This is a genomic window from Vibrio sp. Vb1337, from assembly GCF_033338715.1.
Lineage (GTDB): Bacteria > Pseudomonadota > Gammaproteobacteria > Enterobacterales > Vibrionaceae > Vibrio > Vibrio alginolyticus.
Window position 1 is genome coordinate 76,343 of the sequence record NZ_JAWOTD010000004.1, and the last position, 16,840, is coordinate 93,182.

The 16,840-nt window shown below is 45.0% G+C and carries 20 protein-coding genes; 10 read left to right on the top strand and 10 right to left on the bottom strand.

The features are described from left to right. The first annotated feature begins 164 nt into the window (after positions 1–164). The 10 genes from vscN to R7E42_RS05825 all read left to right on the top strand — a co-directional run bounded on the left by vscN (position 165) and on the right by R7E42_RS05825 (position 8,727). Positions 165–1,487 (top strand): SctN family type III secretion system ATPase VscN, encoded by a 1,323-nt coding sequence (vscN, locus tag R7E42_RS05780; RefSeq protein WP_318072422.1) that lies wholly within the window; start codon positions 165–167, stop codon positions 1,485–1,487. Beyond that, complete coding sequence (locus R7E42_RS05785; RefSeq protein WP_025768127.1) at positions 1,484–1,945, top strand: type III secretion protein; 462 nt, start codon at positions 1,484–1,486, stop codon at positions 1,943–1,945. Before vscN ends, R7E42_RS05785 begins: the two co-directional genes overlap by 4 nt. A 9-nt stretch (positions 1,946–1,954) precedes the next feature. Next, entirely contained in the window at positions 1,955–3,166 is a 1,212-nt protein-coding gene (locus R7E42_RS05790; protein WP_213911264.1) for a type III secretion system needle length determinant, read from the top strand. Continuing rightward, a complete protein-coding gene (vscQ, locus tag R7E42_RS05795; protein ID WP_025768125.1) occupies positions 3,163–4,131 on the top strand; it encodes a SctQ family type III secretion system cytoplasmic ring protein VscQ in 969 nt (322 codons plus the stop codon). Before R7E42_RS05790 ends, vscQ begins: the two co-directional genes overlap by 4 nt. Further along, entirely contained in the window at positions 4,128–4,778 is a 651-nt protein-coding gene (vscR, locus tag R7E42_RS05800) for a SctR family type III secretion system export apparatus subunit VscR (protein ID WP_005377232.1), read from the top strand. Before vscQ ends, vscR begins: the two co-directional genes overlap by 4 nt. Before the next feature lie 13 nt (positions 4,779–4,791). After that, positions 4,792–5,058, top strand: a complete 267-nt coding sequence (vscS, locus tag R7E42_RS05805) for a SctS family type III secretion system export apparatus subunit VscS (protein ID WP_005377227.1) — start codon at positions 4,792–4,794, stop codon at positions 5,056–5,058. Further along, complete coding sequence (gene sctT / locus R7E42_RS05810; protein ID WP_033906165.1) at positions 5,055–5,840, top strand: type III secretion system export apparatus subunit SctT; 786 nt, start codon at positions 5,055–5,057, stop codon at positions 5,838–5,840. The genes vscS and sctT overlap by 4 nt, the downstream gene beginning before the upstream one ends. Before the next feature lie 15 nt (positions 5,841–5,855). Beyond that, complete coding sequence (gene vscU, locus R7E42_RS05815; protein WP_005387129.1) at positions 5,856–6,905, top strand: SctU family type III secretion system export apparatus subunit VscU; 1,050 nt, start codon at positions 5,856–5,858, stop codon at positions 6,903–6,905. A 102-nt stretch (positions 6,906–7,007) separates the two neighbouring features. Beyond that, positions 7,008–7,718: a helix-turn-helix domain-containing protein gene (locus R7E42_RS05820; protein ID WP_258657505.1), complete on the top strand. Its 711-nt coding sequence runs from the start codon at positions 7,008–7,010 to the stop codon at positions 7,716–7,718. Between the two features lie 106 nt (positions 7,719–7,824). After that, entirely contained in the window at positions 7,825–8,727 is a 903-nt protein-coding gene (locus R7E42_RS05825) for a DMT family transporter (protein WP_372009096.1), read from the top strand. Positions 8,728–8,816: 89 nt separating this feature from the next. On the opposite strand, the gene R7E42_RS05830 is transcribed toward R7E42_RS05825, so the two are convergent. The 10 genes from R7E42_RS05830 to vscI form a co-directional block, all read right to left on the bottom strand. After that, on the bottom strand, positions 8,817–10,295 hold the full coding sequence (locus tag R7E42_RS05830; RefSeq protein ID WP_258657500.1) for a CesT family type III secretion system chaperone: 1,479 nt from the start codon (positions 10,293–10,295) through the stop codon (positions 8,817–8,819). Positions 10,296–10,304: 9 nt separating this feature from the next. Next, on the bottom strand, positions 10,305–10,763 hold the full coding sequence (locus tag R7E42_RS05835; protein ID WP_318072423.1) for a CesT family type III secretion system chaperone: 459 nt from the start codon (positions 10,761–10,763) through the stop codon (positions 10,305–10,307). 230 nt (positions 10,764–10,993) lie between these two features. Beyond that, complete coding sequence (vopR, locus tag R7E42_RS05840) at positions 10,994–11,971, bottom strand: type III secretion system effector VopR (protein WP_054579503.1); 978 nt, start codon at positions 11,969–11,971, stop codon at positions 10,994–10,996. A gap of 10 nt (positions 11,972–11,981) precedes the next feature. After that, positions 11,982–12,428, bottom strand: a complete 447-nt coding sequence (locus tag R7E42_RS05845; RefSeq protein ID WP_033906168.1) for a type III secretion system chaperone — start codon at positions 12,426–12,428, stop codon at positions 11,982–11,984. Between the two features lie 255 nt (positions 12,429–12,683). Further along, entirely contained in the window at positions 12,684–13,847 is a 1,164-nt protein-coding gene (locus R7E42_RS05850) for a VopS family T3SS effector adenosine monophosphate-protein transferase (protein ID WP_318072424.1), read from the bottom strand. A gap of 3 nt (positions 13,848–13,850) precedes the next feature. Beyond that, positions 13,851–14,282, bottom strand: a complete 432-nt coding sequence (locus tag R7E42_RS05855) for a type III secretion system chaperone (protein ID WP_005377206.1) — start codon at positions 14,280–14,282, stop codon at positions 13,851–13,853. Between the two features lie 185 nt (positions 14,283–14,467). Beyond that, positions 14,468–15,106: an HrpE/YscL family type III secretion apparatus protein gene (locus R7E42_RS05860; RefSeq protein WP_005387146.1), complete on the bottom strand. Its 639-nt coding sequence runs from the start codon at positions 15,104–15,106 to the stop codon at positions 14,468–14,470. Next, positions 15,085–15,750 carry a SctK family type III secretion system sorting platform protein VscK gene (gene vscK, locus R7E42_RS05865; RefSeq protein ID WP_262681787.1) on the bottom strand — a complete coding sequence of 222 codons (666 nt, stop codon included), beginning with the start codon at positions 15,748–15,750 and terminating at the stop codon, positions 15,085–15,087. Before vscK ends, R7E42_RS05860 begins: the two co-directional genes overlap by 22 nt. Further along, the gene (gene sctJ, locus R7E42_RS05870; RefSeq protein ID WP_086012989.1) at positions 15,743–16,489 is read right to left on the bottom strand and encodes a type III secretion system inner membrane ring lipoprotein SctJ; all 747 of its coding nucleotides are present in this window, start codon (positions 16,487–16,489) and stop codon (positions 15,743–15,745) included. The genes vscK and sctJ overlap by 8 nt, the downstream gene beginning before the upstream one ends. Then, positions 16,489–16,833 (bottom strand): SctI family type III secretion system inner rod subunit VscI, encoded by a 345-nt coding sequence (gene vscI, locus R7E42_RS05875; protein WP_005377202.1) that lies wholly within the window; start codon positions 16,831–16,833, stop codon positions 16,489–16,491. Before vscI ends, sctJ begins: the two co-directional genes overlap by 1 nt. Positions 16,834–16,840 lie beyond the last annotated feature (7 nt).

The window sequence follows — 16,840 nt, forward strand, 5'->3', positions numbered from 1 at the left end:
AATACAGGCGAATTATAGGAAGTGCGCTTTTTTGAAGCTGTCAAAATCAGACGTGTTTTTTTAGTGCGCTTTCAGTTTTCTAAAAACTCCCGACTGATATTCACTATAAATTGATTCTTATACTTTCTATTCTCTCAGCATCAATCATTGCGCATATTTTTACCTTGAACGATTTCTCATACATCACTGATATCCAACAATCTGCGATTAAACACACGCGTTTGATCCAAATTCGCGGGCGCGTTACACAAGTCACCGGCACCATTATCAAAGCTGTCGTCCCTGGCGTTCGTGTAGGTGAACTGTGTGAGTTGCGTAATCCCGATCAAACTCTGTCTTTGTTAGCGGAAGTGGTTGGCTTCCAGCAGCATCACGCTCTGCTCACCCCGTTAGGAAATATGTTTGGGATTTCCTCAAATACAGAAGTAAGCCCAATGGGCAAAATGCACGAAGTGGGTGTTGGCGACCACCTGTTAGGTACAACGCTTGACGGGCTTGGACGTCCTTTCGATGGTACGCAGAGTCAGGAACCAAGTGCTTGGTATCCTGTTTATCGCGATGCGCCACCACCAATGCAACGTAAACTAATTGAAAAGCCAATCTCTCTTGGCGTTCGATCCATTGATGGGCTACTGACCTGTGGTGAAGGTCAGCGCATGGGTATTTTTGCAGCGGCTGGTGGGGGTAAAAGTACCCTACTGGCAAAACTGATTCGCTCCGCAGAAGTTGACGTGACCGTTCTCGCTTTGATTGGTGAACGTGGACGCGAAGTGCGCGAGTTTATTGAGCATGACCTAGGCGAAGAAGGAATGGCCAAATCGGTTTTAGTGGTCGCTACCTCTGATCGCCCAGCAATGGAGCGCGCCAAAGCCGCTTTTGTTGCCACTTCTATCGCAGAATATTTTCGTGACCAAGGTAAACGCGTGCTACTTCTGATGGATTCTGTAACGCGTTTCGCCCGCGCACAGAGGGAGATTGGACTAGCCGCAGGCGAGCCACCAACACGACGTGGCTATCCGCCTTCTGTTTTTGCCGCTTTGCCAAAGCTGATGGAACGAGCTGGACAATCAGACAAAGGATCAATTACAGCACTGTACACCGTGTTGGTGGAAGGTGACGACATGACGGAGCCTGTCGCGGATGAAACTCGCTCAATTCTAGACGGGCACATCATTCTCTCGCGCAAACTTGCGGCAATGAACCATTACCCCGCCATTGATGTACTTCGCTCAGCAAGCCGAGTGATGAATCAAATCGTTGAACCCGATCATCAGGCGTCTGCTGCTCATATTCGCGAAATGTTAGCTAAGTATGAAGAAGTTGAACTGCTAATCAAAATTGGCGAATACCAACATGGCGCAGATAGTCGAGCGGATTTGGCCATTGCACAAAGTGATAATATACGCGCCTTTTTACGCCAAGGCACTCATGAACCAAGCGATCTTGATGGCGCTATCGCTCAACTTAAAGGGATGGCGAAACAATGATAGAACGCTTATTAGAAATCAAAAAAATTCGCGCTGAACGTGCGGATAAAGCCGTCAAGCGTCAAGAATACCGAGTGTCAAACGCCGCAGCACAGGTTCAAAAGGCCGAACGTTCTGTCGCGGACTATCACGTTTGGCGCCAGGAAGAAGAAGAGCGACGTTTTGCTAAAGCAAAACAACAAACACTCGTTCTCAAAGAGCTAGAAACATTAAGACAAGAAATCGCGTTGTTAAGAGAGAGAGAAGCCGAACTTAAACAACGTGTGGCCGAGTCAAAAAAAGCGCTTGAAATCGAACGCTCGGCACTTAAAGAAAAGCAAAAAGAGGCGCGACAAGCCCATAAAACCAAAGAAAAATTCGTTCAGTTGCAGCAACAAGAAGTCGCGGAAAAATCGCGAGAAAGGCAATACAAAGAAGAACTCGAACAGGAAGAGTTTCGCACTGTCGACATTATCTAAAGGTTCACTATGCGCATTACCCCAACAACTGAAGCATCGAATACGCTGCACAAATCAACGCCAGAACAAGTGCCTCTCGAGAAGGAGGCCGAGCTTCAATCACAATTCGAGCATGCAATGACGAAGAAGCCTAGCAAGGGAAAGGAGTCTATCGTTGCGAATCCCCAAAAAAATCATAGTGGCGAAGAAGACATACCGGTAAGGCACAAGACATCTCAAGGTCTAGATAAGAAACCTACCCTATCGAATCAAGAAGCCAACGCTGACAAAAACATCTCCACTTTAAAAGGCAAAAGTGACGTCGTCACTAAGAGAGACGTAGAGAAATCGCAAGACGACGCAGAAAATAGCGAAGAAATAATTAGCGAAAACAATAAATTGCTTAAACATGATGGAAAAAGCGATGGCGACACAGTTCTAAGCTCCCCTTCTACCGAGCGTGTTGATCCTCACTTTCAAGCTCAAGCTCATTTGAAAGATGATAAACCGACGCCGATGGATAAACATACCTCGCCGGATTGTCTCTCTACGCTTGAATCTGGCTTGCTTCCCCAAAGTGCGACAGAGACAGAGCTCGCTCAAGATGGGATTAACATTGTTGGCTTAACGAAAAAGCAAACTGAAAAAACGCACAATAAGCGTGCAACTCCGCCGCTACAGAATACAGGCAAACGACCAGACCAAACTGGTGGCCTGCCTGAAACCAAGCCTCTTGAAAAAATCGTGACGAAAAGCGCACTAGTCGCCGTTAAAACGGATGAAGAAAAAGTGCCTTCTCAACCCTTTGCAAGTGCGGTAACACAAGGCGATGTCATCCTAAAAAGTGTTGCTTCGCAGGCTCAACCAAGCCCAACGCGAGACGTAAACCAATTACTCCAGCAATTGGTGGACAAAATCTATGTTGCTCTACCAACCGCATCGGACAACAAAGAGGTTCGGCTGTTTCTAAGTGAAGGGCAATTAAAAGGTGGTGAAATCCACATAAAGTTGGACGCTCAAGGGTATAGCGTGACGATTCGACAAGAGCATGCCCTTTCCATTATTAGCCAGCAAGCTAGACAAGATCTTGCTGAACGGCTAAACCGATTCGGCGGTGAGCAGCCACTTCGCTTAGCGATCAGCGAACAAACTCAACAGCTCGATCAACAACAACATGAACAACAACACTCACGCCAACAACGCAGCGTGTATGAAGAATGGCAAGCGGAGAATGACCTATGACGCCGTTAATAATACCCAAAGTGGATGCAGAAAGTATCGCGCTCAGCAATCAACTTTGTGCAAAACAGTGCCACTTCCAAGGGACTGATGGTCAGAGCGTATCGATTACTGTTGCTCAAATCCCTTCATTTGAAGGGTTCCGTTTAACCACGTTGATTGGAGGGCAAACCCTACAAGTAGACTTTTCTCGTGCGCAGCTCCAACATTGGCTGAAATCGACCTTAAATGCTACTGCGTTTGAGTCCCTGCCTAACTCCCTCCAGTTAGCACTTTTGAGCTCACAGATAGAACCGCATAGTGAGGCAATCAAAGCGCTATTTGGTCAGTTACCCATTCTTAGTCAACTACAGCCGTTAGAGGCGAGCCAGGCCCAAGAGCATACTTTAATGTTAACCCTCAATAAGCCTAACGGCTCTCTTTGTTTGTGGGTTAGCGAAGGATCAGACGTGTTGTTGGATGCGCTACCAAACAGCGCTGCTCTACAAGCTCGACACCTCGCTTTACCTGTGTGGTTAAGTCTTGGAAGGACCCATTTGACGTTAAGCGAATTTAATTCGCTCGAGCTGGGAGATGTCATCTTTTTTGACGATGGTTACATCGCCAAGCAACAAGCCATTTTTCAAGTATCTAACCAGAATCTCTGGCGCTGCCAGCTAGATGACCAAACTCTTCACATTATTGAAAAAGAAACCAATATGAATGACGTAAACACTTCAGAAATGTTAACCGACCACCAGCAACTGCCTGTGGAACTCACGTTTGATATCGGCCATCAAACCATCACGCTAGAGCAGCTTAACCAGCTTCAGCCAGGGTACGTATTCGAGCTAAACCAGCCTGTATCTAAGCCGGTAACATTGCGTGCCAACGGCAAAATCATTGGTGAGTGTGAACTGGTTAATGTTAACGAACATTTAGGTGTGCGCGTACTGGAGCTGTTCGGTGGCACGCAGGAGCCAGCATGATCCAGTTACCCGACGAGCTCAATCTCATTGTCAGCTTAGCACTGCTGGCACTGATCCCATTTATCGCCATGATGGCGACGTCGTTTGTGAAACTCGCCGTTGTATTCTCACTGCTGCGTAACGCTCTCGGTGTACAGCAAATTCCGCCGAATATGGCGCTTTACGGATTGGCTATCATTCTGTCAATTTTCATCATGGCTCCCGTCGGGTTTGAAACCTACGACTACGTAAAGCAGCATGATATCTCCCTTGAAGATTCTGCAAGTGTAGAAGGCCTCATTGAAAGCGGTTTACAGCCTTATCGAGAATTTTTGAAAAAGCATATTCGGGAAACCGAAGCCATATTCTTCACTGATGCTGCACGCACATTGTGGCCACAGAAGTACGTAGACCGTTTAGAGTCGGACAGCTTATTGCTCTTACTGCCCGCATTTACCGTCAGCGAGCTTACTCGCGCTTTTGAAATTGGCTTTCTGTTGTACTTACCGTTCATCGCTATTGACCTAATTGTGTCGAATATCCTACTCGCGATGGGGATGATGATGGTATCGCCAATGACGATTTCCCTCCCCTTCAAATTGTTGCTTTTTGTCTTGCTTGACGGCTGGACAAAGCTCACCCACGGCTTAGTGTTGAGTTACGGTTAATCACGGAGAAAGTATGCATTCTGCTGAAATCATTCATTTCACGACTCAAGCATTAACCCTAGTGTTGTACTTGTCATTACCGCCGATTTTAGTCGCAGCATTGGTTGGTACATTGGTGTCGCTTATTCAGGCGTTAACTCAGGTCCAAGAACAAACGTTAGGCTTTGTGGTCAAGCTTATCGCGGTCATTATTACGCTGTTCGTCACAACGCAATGGCTAGGGGCAGAGCTCCACGCCTTCGCCTCGCTTGCTATGGATAAAATTCCTCAAATACGATGAGTTATCACGACTTACACCAGGCTTTATTTTTGTACAGCCTGACGTTACCTAGGTTAATGGCATGCTTCATCTTTTTGCCTATTTTGAGCAAGCAAATGTTAGGCGGCACCATGGTGAGAAATGGTGTGCTTTGCTCACTCGCACTGTTTATATTTCCGATGATTAATCAGCAAAGCTTGCCCGCAGAAACCGACGGCATTTGGCTGATAATGATTTTGGGTAAGGAGGTATTAATTGGGCTATTGATAGGGTTTGTTGCTGCTATCCCCTTTTGGGCGATAGAAGCGGCCGGTTTTCTGGTCGACAACCAACGTGGGGCTGCCATGGCAAGTATGTTTAACCCAACGCTAGGCTCACAATCCACACCAACAGCGGTATTACTGACCCAAACGTTGATTACCCTGTTCTTCTCTGGCGGGGGCTTTGTCACTTTTATCTATGCGTTATTCAAAAGCTATACATCTTGGCCGATCGTGGACTTTTTCCCAACCGTTAACGACGCATGGGTGAGTTTCTTCTACGCGCAATTTGAACAGCTTATGTGGCTTGGTGTGTTGATGTCCGCTCCACTAGTGTTGGCAATGTTTCTTGCTGAGTTTGGTCTGGCGCTTATCAGTCGTTTTGCACCGCAATTGAATGTTTTTTTCCTTGCCATGCCAATAAAAAGTGCCATCGCGAGTGTTTTACTGATCGTGTATCTCGGAATAATGATGGATCACTTTGAAGTACAGTTTTACGGCATTACCCGATTCGCAGAACAACTCAATACCATTTGGCAATAACGCTTAGGATTCTTTATGAGTGCAGAAAAAACAGAGCAACCCACCGCAAAAAAGTTACGCGATGCTCGACAGAAAGGTCAGGTTGCCAAAAGCCAAGAAATCGTATCGTCTGCATTAATTTTGGCGCTCATAATTGTACTGTTTGCGTTCGCCGATTATTACATGTCGCACATCTCAGCGCTTATTCTCCTACCAAGTAAGCTTGCTTATCAGGGTTTCCAAGATGCGCTAGTCGATGTCGCTATCGCCATCGCAAAAGAAATTGCCTATCTACTCGCTCCGATTATTCTGGTTGCTGCACTCGTCGCCATCTTTTCCAATATGGGGCAGTTCGGATTCCTATTTAGTGGTGAATCCGTTAAACCCGACATCAAAAAGATCAATCCCGTCGAAGGGGCCAAACGCATTTTTTCCCTTAAGAGTGTGATTGAGTTTATCAAGTCGATCCTTAAAGTCTCTCTTCTTTCCTGCATTATCTGGGTGACATTACGCGGTAACATCAACGCTTTAATGCAAATTCCAACTTGTGGGCTAGAATGTGTCCCGACCATTACTGGCGTCATGATTAAACAATTAATGATTATCTCTTCGGTAGGCTTCATCGTCATCGCTGCCGCAGATTTTGCGTACCAGAAATTTGATCACACGAAAAAGCTCAAAATGAGCAAGGACGAAGTGAAACGCGAATACAAAGAGATGGAAGGCAGTCCAGAAATAAAAAGCAAACGTCGTCAGTTGCATCAAGAGCTACAAGCCTCCAATCAACGCGAAAACGTTAAACGTTCTAATGTATTAGTTACAAACCCAACACATATCGCGGTTGGCCTTTATTACAAGAAAGGCGAAACGCCCCTGCCCGTCATCACTTTGATGGAAACCGATGCGGTAGCCAAACGTATGGTCGCAATCGCTAAAGAGGAAGGCGTGCCTGTGATGCAAAAAGTCCCTCTTGCTCGTGCACTATACGCCGACGGTAACGTCGACCAGTACATCCCAAGCGATCTTATTGAGGCAACTGCGGAAGTGCTTCGTTGGTTGGCTTCGTTAGAGTCCGAGGCGGACTAACAAACCACATCCCATTCAAGATCTGGGCTTACAACTACCCAGCTTTCAACCTCGATACTTTCAACGCTATAATGCGGTATCCTTTAACTGTATGTTGTTTTTATGAAATCTAGCTTAAGCATTCGCTCCTACACGAAACGTATGAGCCGACATACTCATAGTGATTATCATCAACTGGTGCTTCCTCTCCAGGGCAACATACATATTGATATGGATAGCTATGTCGGAAAGGTGGCGGTTGGCGACTGCATAGTCATCCCCAAAAGTTGTGCTCACGGTTTTAATGCCGAAGAGTCATCACGCTTTATTGTTGCGGATATGACCACTTTGCCCACTCATTTGATGGATAATAGTGTGGCTGTGTTTTCGATTAGCCCGCCTCTACTGAGCTTTATCCAGTTTGTCGAAAAGCAACTTGAGTATCAGGTTAATGATGAAATTGAAAACTCAATGGTTGCAACCTTCTATCTGTTGCTGGAGCAGCAAAAGCGGTCTCGCTCCGTGGATTCGCGTATTCGAGATGTACAGGTTTTGATCGCCGAGCAGCTTTATCAGCCACTCACCATTGCCTCGTTAGCTAATGCCGCTTGCTTGAGTCCGACGCAGTTTAAAAAGCTTTTTAAAGAGCAGCTAAAAATGAGCGTCCATAAGTACATTACACTACAACGTATGGAAAAAGCCAAAGCACTACTGACTCATACAGACCTTCCAGTCCAGTTGATAGCTGAACGAGTTGGCTATAGTGACCTTTCCGCGTTTAGTCGACGGTTTTCAATGCATTTTGGCATGTCTCCTAGAGAGTTTTCCCGGTAGTCACTAAAATAGTCCTCTGGAACAAGTATTCCGTCTTTTCAGCACAAAAATCTCTATCGCTTTCTTTTATTCTTTCTACCCTAAAACAGCCATTCACTAGGTAGAAATTACAGTGTTAAAAAAACATTTCACCGACTATCAATTAGGAACTTTATCCATACTTTTTGCTTCAACCCTGTGGGGAACGACGGGCACCGCTGCCAGCTTGGCACCGGATGTCAGTGCTCTCGCCATTGGCGCATTTTCTATGGGTATTGGTGGGTTTATGCAAGCATGTCTGTCTGCGAAGTCACTGAAGAGAGATTTTCGAAAAGTCGTACATAAGAAGAAAACGTTACTGGTTAGTATTATCGCCTTAGCCACCTACCCACTGGCTTTTTATTCATCAATGCGATTCGCCGGTGTGGCTATTGGTACGGTTATTTCTATCTCCACTGCACCTTTCTTTTCTGCTTTGTTAGAGTGTCTCTTTAGCCGAAATAAGACCATAACCAAGCGCTGGGTGATGAGTTTCGCAATCGGGGTCATTGGTATTACCTTGTTGTTGGCTTCTGAGTCATCCGCAAATAGCTTATTTGATCATGATATGAAGCATTGGGGTGTATTACTTGGCCTATTGGCAGGTTTGACGTACGCCATTTACTCATGGGGAGTAAAGGCTATGATTGACCACGGCATTGAATCGCAAACGGCCATGGGAAGTGTTTTTGGTATTGGTGGAGTTTTGCTTCTACCAACACTTTTCATCACGGGTGATAATCTATTTGCATCGTCAACTAATACGACGGTCATGCTCTACATGGCCTTGATTCCAATGGGGTTAGGTTACGTCGCTTTTGGGTTTGGGTTACGATTTGTTACAGCCAGTGGAGCTAGCATACTCACGCTATTTGAACCTGTTATCGCAGCAGCACTAGCAGTTGCGATTGTTGGGGAAGAAATTTCTTTCATTGGTTGGGTTGGTATAACGTTGACACTTGTGTGTTTGTTTCTTCAGTCGAAAAGTTAAATTCAATGGCGATGAGCCAGCCCCAAAAAGTAACGCTGACGGTAGATAAAGTAAGGAGCAGCACCTACTCCCTACTTTACCATTTGAAATTACACCCAGCCTTCTGCCAAGTACATCAATCGCAATTGACTTGGTGAGCCTAATTTTTCTAGCGCACCTAACTGGACGTCACTCAGGTTTGGGCATTTATCAAGATAAACTCGTCCGTTTGCTGCATCTAGGGGGAGCTTGTAGGTGAGCTTTTCGTTTATTTTACTTGCTTCCCCTTTATCAATCGCTCGAACAGCTGGCATGAGCCAATCCCAATCTTCTCCTAACAGTTTTTTAAATGCCCCGTTAGCAATAGACTCGGTTTTACTTGGTGCATCCTCTGGGCTTAGCTTCAAGATAGAGTCTACGTCAGGGACCAAGTGCTCACTTGGTTCTGAACCCAACATCTTTTTCAGTGTTAATCGAGCGGCTTCCATCTCTTGTGCCTCTTTAGGCGCTTGAGGAGAAGTCATTGCAGTATTCTCCTTAGGACCAAGGTACGCCATTAATGCACGGACAGAAGCCGGATCTTGCATACTGAAGGTAAAGTCTCCTTTTGCATTGGAAACTTCAAGTCTAGGTAAAACACCAGACATTTCACCTTGCATAAGTTGCTCTTTTACTTCCGTATTTAACCCGTATGCCCCAGCTTGGTTCGCCACAAAACCACCGCCGCTCATGATAGCAGTCGTTGCCGCAGAACCGATTGCCTCTTTTGCTATCGGTGTGACGCCCACCGTTGCTACAGAGCTAACACCGAACGTGCCCAGGCTCCCCGTCGCCATACCTAATGTAGCTCCAATGCCACCTTCAGCCGACAGTATCGCATGACCTTGAGCCAAGGTTTGCTGCATCGGCATAGAAAGACGTTGATCTCGCCCTGGCAGCTGTGAAATTTGTTCTAACTGATGATGGTAAGCCTCAGCATCACCATTTACGGCCGCTTTGTGCAACTCTCGACCTGTAGAAATCAATAAGCCAACGCCAGGTAATGCCAAGTTAATAACGGCGTTAACACCAGAACCTTTTAGCTTTTCTTTGCCCATCTGCAGCAGTTCAGCAGCAAAGCCATCCATTTTTCCCGGATACTGGGCTTCTAAGCTCACCTGCATACGCGGATCTTTGCTGATCGCATCAAACGTATTTTTAAGCTGCTGGTACGTATCGCTGCTCACTTTTATTTCATCCAATAGGCTGACAACTTCTAAGATTTTACGCTCAGTAAGTGGCTCACCGCGATAGCCTGAAGGACTCACTAGGGAGTAAGCCAACAGCGCAACCTCAGGTTTTTCTTGCTTAAGTAGCGCCTGCTTTAAATCAAGGTGAGTTTTGATGTTTTCTTGGAAAAACTTAGTGTATTTGCTTCTCAATACGCCTTCGTGAATAGAAGCAAACTTGTGACCTTTGTGGAATGTGGAAGGTTCTTTTACTTCACCTCTTTTACTGATCACTCGGTCATCTTTTTGCGCAGCAACTGCACGAAACTGCTCTAGATCAGGTACTGGGCTTTGGCTGATTTTTTGTGTTGTATTAACCATTTCTCTCTCCTACACACGAAGTGATTGAACATGAGCTTGTTCATGATTAGAGGTGGTTGGAATCGCTTGTTCCAACATTGCGAAACGCGCTTGCCACAGCTCGGCCTGTTCAATAACTTCGTGAAACCAAGCGGTAAGGTTCGTCGTATTTAGATGCTCAACGGGTTTACGTCCTGCTAAGACAAGCTGTCGACCATTTGGAGCTAAAGCAAGTGCGAGGTTGCCACTACCAATTCCTTGATAGTTAGCATGAGCAAGAAGCTCTAAACCTTTTAGTCGTTGTTCACCGGATTTTTCTAACCCTCCGAACGTTACAGACAACATCAAATCATCCGTATCTGTCGCGATGAAATACAACATGTAGCGATCATCGACCAGTAGCTGACAACGTTCATTTTCTTCAAAATTCAGTTCGGGCAACTCATTGAGTTGGCAAAACTCCAAGAGCAGTTGTTGAATCGTGTTCATAACTTTTTCCTTTTGTTTCAATAACTCTATTGAACAACGATTGCAGATTGAACGATGTCGGTAATGGCTTTATTTTTGTCACTTTTTCGCCTTCATTGTGAGGTTTTCCGCAGAAATCTCGCTCTAAAAACGAGTTTCCAGAGTAATAAAAAAGAGCAGCTCAGGGCTGCTCTTTCAATAAAGGTTAGATGCTTAGCATGGTGTATTTGCTCACTTCTTTTGCAGAGTGACTAACCCAGTTTATGGCTATCAAAAATGACTTCTGTTGGCGGGAACATATTCGAAACAGGTGGTCGTTGTGCATCTCCAAACATTGGTGCACCGAATGCAGATGTCGCCCACGGGTCAACAATTTTCACATCCTTACTCCACGTTGATGGATCTTTTATGTCGCTCCCCTCTTGTCGACCAACCAGTACATAAAGGTGTGTACCTGAATGACCCTTTTTAAACGCAACCACTTCTACTTTGGGTTCACTTTCAGGTGTTCCTGACATGCCTTGAATCATCTCAGCGGCGGCAGCAAAGGCAAATGTAGTACAGCAGCCGGCTTTCGCGGTTTGTACTGCCTTAGCAATGTTCTGTAGAGTGCTTAATTGCGGTGCGGTTCCTCTTTGTGCTGCAGCTTGAACTCCGTTTGCGGACATCGTCGCTCTGTGATCTTGCATGATTCGCGCTTGATCCGCGTGAAGCTCTTTTAGTCGTGGCTTTCCTTTTGTTTCATAAAACTGTGACCCCTTAACACCGAACGTATTTAAGTCCGTACAGGCAAAATCACCAAGCTTTTGAAGGTTGGCTTTATGTTCGTTGATAAGCGCGACACTCGATGAGGCTTTATTGGTTTTGGAAGAAGAGGCTGCCGTTTGTGCAGTGGGCCAATTTGAGCTAGGGCCAGACGACAATCTCTCAAGATTTTTCAGGCTCCCAAGCGTTAACTTGTTTTCACCGTTCAACACATTTTTCAGCATGAGCTTCGCAACATCTTTAGGAATACCCTGCTTAGTAAGCAGGTTCACTACAATATCTTTCGCTTTATTCTGGTGGCTAATACGCGCGCTGATACTTTTATTTTTTGGTGCACCCTCTTTAACAAAAATATCTTTGCCGTTGTGTGCTCGAACCTCTTTGTCGTCAGCCTGATTTTGTGTCGCCAAATGTGACGTTAACTGACTCAACGAGTGCATGTGCGATGTATTAATATTGACCATGTGTGATGCCTTAAACTTGAATAAATGCGTGTACGTCTGTTTGGCTAAAATCTACAACCGTGTTGTTTTGAAATAACTGTCCCCAAGTATCAACTAATTCATTCAACTGAATGATTAAGTTAGCAATGTTGGTGAGTTCACTTCCAGCCGCGATAGCAACTTGAAGAACAACGTCTTTGCGTGTTGGATTCACACAAAACTGCACACCACCTGTTTCTCGATACAAGAAGTTGTATTCAAGTAAAACTTGAAGTTTATCTAGCGTAATATCATCTTGTTCTATAAGCAGGTTTTTGGAAATCAATAACTCGCCTTTTTCCTCTACGAGCAGAACATCGACACTGTTGTTTTCAGCAAAATGCAGTGACCACATTTGATCGTCATACGCTGTCACGCGCTCAAGGTTCAGCACTTCTCCCAGCTCAGAGAGAAGCATATTAATCTTTCCTGTATCCATGTTGTGTCCTGTCTAATTTATTATAACTAAGTGACATCGATATATTTATTTCAGCGAAGCCACTTGGGTATAACGGCTCATTTAAATAAGCGAATAAGGATAAAAGAGATTTTATGGCGAGATAGAAACCGACACTTTATTTCAACGTCTCATTTTTATTGCTATTAGCCGTTTTATTGAGAAGAAAAATTAAGGTTAAGCTGGAAAATAAAAGAGCGGCAATCGCCGCTCCAAAAATTAAATAGAAGTAGAAAATCACTTAATACCGTGAAGGCTATTTTCTGCATCCATAGCTAAAGGATTGAACGAGTCGTTACGAAGTTCTGCTATCGCGTATAGCATGCGCCCCATGCGACCATTTCCATCGGTAAAGCCATGGTACCCGATAACTCCGGCGAACAAATGTTTACCTAAGTCTTTATCTTCTACAGGGTTCTCTTTCAAAAAGCCTTCAATGTGCTGCTTTAACATGCCCTCACCGCCAATACTTGACGGCAAAGTGCCACCCGAAATATTTGGCCCTCGGTAATCACGCTCAACATTAGGCACCAATCGAGCGTGTAGCTCTTTTAGGTTTTCCATATTCAATAAATCTTTACCATTAGACGCGTATTCTTTAAGTAAAGACGTAATGTTTTCGGCATCGTTTCCTTTAGAGTTAGAAGCATTAATGATCCACGCCGCAGCTCGTTCGACATTATCGGTGACGCCACTTTTGTTAAACGCGTCCTCTGCCAGTCCTTCAGCGTATACACCTTGGCTTAGATCGGTGCTTGCTAGACCTTCGATATGGCGTTGCGCCGATTTAAGATGCATCACCTCCATATCAAACACCGCTTGCATTTGAGTGATGCTACCTGCTGGATTTTTTTGCGCTGCAGACACACCACCGCCATAGTCTTTTACTACACGTCCAGCAAGCGACTTCGCTGCACTTTCGCCAATCAGTGATGTGAGGTTTTTACCAGAATCGGTTTCTAGCATTGATTCTGTCATTGCTCGCTCCGCTAACTGGTTTAGCTCAGCAGAGTGCGATTGGACCGTTTTGCTATCCAATTTTGCGAATGCATTTAATACATCTGATGCGGTTTTTATGCTTCCATCTTTGAAGAACATTTGTCCATGCTCAACAGAAGAAGCAGCTTGTAAACGCTGAGCTTGTCCTTGCTCATTATCAAATACGGCTTTTGTAAGGGCTTTCGCTACCGATTGTGGGCTACCTTCGCGAAACAGTTTTCCTGTCGCTTCAAAAAATCGCGCTACTGCACCATTCGTAGGATTGGCGCGAGTAAATTCTTGGGTCGCTGCGTTGATTTGGTATTCTTTGCCACCAATACTCAGCTTACCTTCGTTAAGTATCTCGTTACGAGCTTGCGGCATGGCGGCCTGCAACGCGCTAACACTTCCAAAACTGATCATGTTTTAAACCCTTAATGTGGAAAAATGAGTGGTATTCGTTTCCGGTACTTCGGTTGTTTTATTGGTTACTTCTTGTGTATTCGCACTTTTTAACCACTCGATGAAATTCGCAAATGACTCATCGAAAAAAGATGCAGTTAGCAGTTGCTGAGGCAGGTGTATGAAACCGATATATCCGGTCTCTTCCTCCCAGCATACCGCTGGAGAGCCTTGCGTTAAGGCATCTTTCATATGTTGATGCAAAATATCAGCACTCGGTTTATTACCTGAAATCAGCCCGATAAGCGTCACACGATCTTCTTGTGCACGAATTGTGATTGCTGTGTTTTGCTCAACGAGTAGATGGCAACAATCATCCTCATCAAAAACCAACGGCTCCAATTGGCAGCGGCTGGCAAAATCTGTCAGTAAAGAAGTTATAAATCCATTAGCCATTCGACTAAATAATCCTATTTTTGTTGTTTTAGAGGCGCTGCTTGGTTGCAACACTTATCAACTAAGCAGCTTTCTTAGGTGTATTCTTAAGGATTTATGGCAGTGAATATTTTAGAAATGGTCGGATTTTTTTTGTTTAAAGGCATTAAAATGAAAAAACTCAGCAAGTGCTGAGTTTTTGAGGTTCATTCATGAATCGTAATTTTACGCTCGCTGAGCTGCTTCACCATGGCTTGCTTTAATGCATGCAGCTGTCCATCAATACTGGCGTCGATGATCCCAACTTCTGTTTCCAAAATGCAGCCTCCATTTTTCAAGCGCGCATCTGCTACCACGTCAACATAACCGACTTCAGGGAAATCACTTAATACACCAGCCACCTTTTCTCTCACCTCAACAACCTGCTCTGGGTGGACATGTAAAATGACCTGCTTTTGGTTACTCACCAGTTGCAACGCTTCTCGAACTACACTCACCGTGGTATCGACATCATCGAAGGTATCGATGATCTTACGTACTGCTTCTAACACCACACCTGTCATTTTTTCTTCGACTTGCTGATAGTAGTCATTACAACGTGCTAAGGTTTCAACCATCGTTTGCGCATTTTCAATCTTGGCTTGTGCAAGGCCATCTTGATAACCACGTTGTTTTTCGGTTTCGTAGGCTTGTTGGGCATTAGCAATGATGCTTTCAGCTTTGGAGTTCGCGGCTTCAACTAAGTGTTGCGAATCCAGATAACTGGCATAATCTTTCGCTTTCAGCACCTTTAAGCCAGGTGCCAGCTGCAAATTGTCTGTTTTTATTTCAACAAATGAAACCATTGAGGAATAACCTGTTTTGCGATTTTTTTTGTGAGTCGATACGCCAGATCTCGTTGATCCGCTTCCAACCAGTTAGCTGTTTCCGCGTTTTCGCTAAGTTGCTTTTCTAATTTGAATTGCCAACGAAGAACAACATCTTCTGGTGAGTTAATCAAAATAAACCTCATCCAAAAATATCCCAGCGCCCTCATGCTTGCTTCAACAGACCTTTCATCCAATAGTTCTGGTAACGAACGCTGCCAGCCTTGCGGCCAGCTGGATAACAGCATCGGCCCGTTTTGAATTAAGAACCGAGCGCCTTCCAAACCAAATACGTTGTTCAGAACCTGTTTAGGATGTTTTAAGACAACGCTTCGCATCGCAACGCAATGCAAAGCTCCGCCCACCATCAATACGAGTTGGTTCAACGCATCCGCTGGGAGCAACGCCAAGCTATGGCAAGGTTTGTTAAAAGCCGTCTCAGGAACGGGAGATAACGCCCACTCATTTATGCACCATTGGTTAAACATGGGGTTATCTCTCCAGCCTTCGATATTTAGTAACCAAGGCTGCTTTTGCTCTATCCAACTTCTATGGATGTACTGGCAAGGCGCATAGTTAAACTGGTGTTGTACCTGCGCGAGTGGTGTTTCTGGTTTAACCACGCTTCGTGTTCCTACGACACCATGTAAAAGTAGCGATATTCGAGCCGATGAGTGCCGCTACCAAGAACACCAAAATGGCGATAAGATTATTCGCCGTCTCTTTGGTGACCTGAACCGACAAAATGCTTTTAAATTGATTGTTTTGAGTAGCAACTCGAACCTCTGATGAGGGTACCATCACTACGCTGATTCGATCGTAGTTCAGCCCCTCAATACTATTGTTCACTAATAATTTGATCTGCGGAACATATGAATCAAGCGCAATATCTGCTGCGTGTTTAATAAATACGGAGGCAGAAGCTGGAGTTGGGCGCTCTCCTGGACGCAGATCTTGATCTTCCAAAACAACATGAACACGTGCCACCAGCACGCCATCAATCTGAGATAAGGTTGACGAGAGTTCTTGAGATTTCGCATACACCAAACGTGCTCGTTCTGCTAATGGTGACGAGATCAAATCGTCTTTAGGAAACACCTCTTTCAGTGTAGAAAACTGCTCTCTTGGATAACCTTTTCGCTTTAGCGCATCTACCGCGAAGGCGATTTGAGAACTGTCTACCATTAACTTGACGGTGTTGTCTTTGTCAGGTTCTTTTGTTGCAACGACACCTTCGGATAGTAAGATCGACAACATCTCATTACCCTCTTTCTGAGTAACGTTGGTGTATAGCTCGGTCTGACAACCTACCAGAAACAACGTGAGCATGATGAAAACTGCTCTCATTTTATTCATCATCACTATTGTGCCTTCAATAACGTTTCTACGTTTTGTGTGGTTTTACCCACGGTCTTCGCGATCAGCTCTTCTTGAAAAGTAATGCGTGTCAATGCCCACTGCATTTGCAGCAATTGCGCCGGATCATCACCCACCATCTTCATGTTGTCTTGCAGGTTACTTTTCGCGTTATCGATAGTGTTTTTCAACTCGCTGATGTTTTCTAGCAAACCGCCCTCCAGGCCATTATTTGCCTCGGGAACCGACATAGCTTGCTCAAAACGTTCGCTTAAACCGTCTTCGACTTGCGCATCCTGTAACTTATCAATGTTGGTTTGCATCACCTCGGTGTACTGCGTGTTTATCATATGTACT

What these genes read in the sequence shown, in the direction of transcription:
- vscQ (WP_025768125.1), top strand. Translation starts at nt 3,163, where the DNA reads ATGACGCCGTTAATAATACCCAAAGTGGATGCAGAAAGTATCGCGCTC.
- R7E42_RS05855 (WP_005377206.1), bottom strand. Translation starts at nt 14,282, where the DNA reads ATGGCTAATGGATTTATAACTTCTTTACTGACAGATTTTGCCAGCCGC.
- R7E42_RS05860 (WP_005387146.1), bottom strand. Translation starts at nt 15,106, where the DNA reads ATGGTTTCATTTGTTGAAATAAAAACAGACAATTTGCAGCTGGCACCT.
- R7E42_RS05790 (WP_213911264.1), top strand. Translation starts at nt 1,955, where the DNA reads ATGCGCATTACCCCAACAACTGAAGCATCGAATACGCTGCACAAATCA.
- vscS (WP_005377227.1), top strand. Translation starts at nt 4,792, where the DNA reads ATGCATTCTGCTGAAATCATTCATTTCACGACTCAAGCATTAACCCTA.
- R7E42_RS05850 (WP_318072424.1), bottom strand. Translation starts at nt 13,847, where the DNA reads ATGATCAGTTTTGGAAGTGTTAGCGCGTTGCAGGCCGCCATGCCGCAA.
- R7E42_RS05835 (WP_318072423.1), bottom strand. Translation starts at nt 10,763, where the DNA reads ATGAACACGATTCAACAACTGCTCTTGGAGTTTTGCCAACTCAATGAG.
- R7E42_RS05830 (WP_258657500.1), bottom strand. Translation starts at nt 10,295, where the DNA reads ATGGTTAATACAACACAAAAAATCAGCCAAAGCCCAGTACCTGATCTA.
- R7E42_RS05820 (WP_258657505.1), top strand. Translation starts at nt 7,008, where the DNA reads ATGAAATCTAGCTTAAGCATTCGCTCCTACACGAAACGTATGAGCCGA.
- vscU (WP_005387129.1), top strand. Translation starts at nt 5,856, where the DNA reads ATGAGTGCAGAAAAAACAGAGCAACCCACCGCAAAAAAGTTACGCGAT.
- R7E42_RS05845 (WP_033906168.1), bottom strand. Translation starts at nt 12,428, where the DNA reads ATGGATACAGGAAAGATTAATATGCTTCTCTCTGAGCTGGGAGAAGTG.
- vopR (WP_054579503.1), bottom strand. Translation starts at nt 11,971, where the DNA reads ATGGTCAATATTAATACATCGCACATGCACTCGTTGAGTCAGTTAACG.
- R7E42_RS05785 (WP_025768127.1), top strand. Translation starts at nt 1,484, where the DNA reads ATGATAGAACGCTTATTAGAAATCAAAAAAATTCGCGCTGAACGTGCG.
- vscR (WP_005377232.1), top strand. Translation starts at nt 4,128, where the DNA reads ATGATCCAGTTACCCGACGAGCTCAATCTCATTGTCAGCTTAGCACTG.
- sctT (WP_033906165.1), top strand. Translation starts at nt 5,055, where the DNA reads ATGAGTTATCACGACTTACACCAGGCTTTATTTTTGTACAGCCTGACG.
- vscI (WP_005377202.1), bottom strand. Translation starts at nt 16,833, where the DNA reads ATGATAAACACGCAGTACACCGAGGTGATGCAAACCAACATTGATAAG.